The organism is Microvirga sp. KLBC 81, from assembly GCF_003075415.1.
Lineage (GTDB): Bacteria > Pseudomonadota > Alphaproteobacteria > Rhizobiales > Beijerinckiaceae > Microvirga.
Genome location: NZ_QDAH01000274.1, coordinates 1 through 992, shown reverse-complemented (window position 1 = coordinate 992; position 992 = coordinate 1). Strand labels below are relative to the sequence as shown.

1 protein-coding gene is annotated in these 992 nt (G+C 66.1%); it reads left to right on the top strand.

The window, feature by feature from the left end; genetic code table 11:
- Positions 1 to 992, top strand: a 992-nt coding sequence (locus DC522_RS33720; RefSeq protein ID WP_205769938.1) for an NAD-dependent epimerase/dehydratase family protein, incomplete at both ends; no start/stop codon positions are given.

Genomic DNA, 992 nt, shown 5'->3' with positions numbered 1-992 from the left:
ACCCATTCTCGTGACCGGAGCGGCCGGTTTCATCGGCTATCATGTGGCCGCGCGGCTGTTGGCCCAGGGCCATCAGGTGGCAGGCGTCGACAGCTTCACGCCCTATTATGATGTCGCCCTCAAGGAGGCCCGCTTCGCCAGGCTCGCGTCGCGCAACGGCTTTGTCGCCGAGCGCATCGACCTCTCCGACCCGCAGGCCACGCGCGATCTCTTCCGGCGCCACCGCTTCGAGCGCGTGATCCATCTCGCCGCCCAGCCCGGCGTGCGCTTCGTCGACCCACAGCCCTATGCCTCGTCCAATCTCATCGGCTTCATGAACCTGCTGGAGGCCTGCCGCCACGCCGAGATCCGGCACCTCGTCTATGCCTCGTCGAGCTCGGTCTACGGCGCCAACCGCAAGCTGCCGTTTTCCGAACATGACGGCACCGAGCATCCGATCAGCCTCTATGCCGCCACCAAGAAGGCCAACGAGATGATGGCGCATTCCTACGCCGCTCTCTTCGGCCTGCCCTGCACGGGCCTGCGCTTCTTCACCGTCTACGGTCCCTGGGGGCGGCCAGACATGGCGGTCTACAGGTTCACCCATGCCATTGCCCAGGGCCGCGAGATCGAGGTGGCCAATGCCGGCAAGGTCTGGCGCGACTTCACCTATGTCGATGACGTTGTGGAGGGCATCGTGCGGCTGGTGGAGAAGGCGCCCGCAGGTGACCCGACCTGGAATGCGGAGCATCCGGACCCGGCCACGAGCGCGGCCCCGCACCGGGTCTACAATATCGGCAACGACTCGCCCGAGGAGGTGAACCGCCTCATCGCCCTCATCGAGAATGCATTGGGCCAGCAAGCCAGGCGCGTGGACGTGCCGCTGCCGCCGGGCGACGTGCTGGAGACGCGGGCGGACGTGACCGATCTGCGCCGGGATGCGGGCTTCGCGCCTTCAACATCGCTGGAAGACGGCGTGAAGCGCTTCGTCAGATGGTATCGCGAATATCACG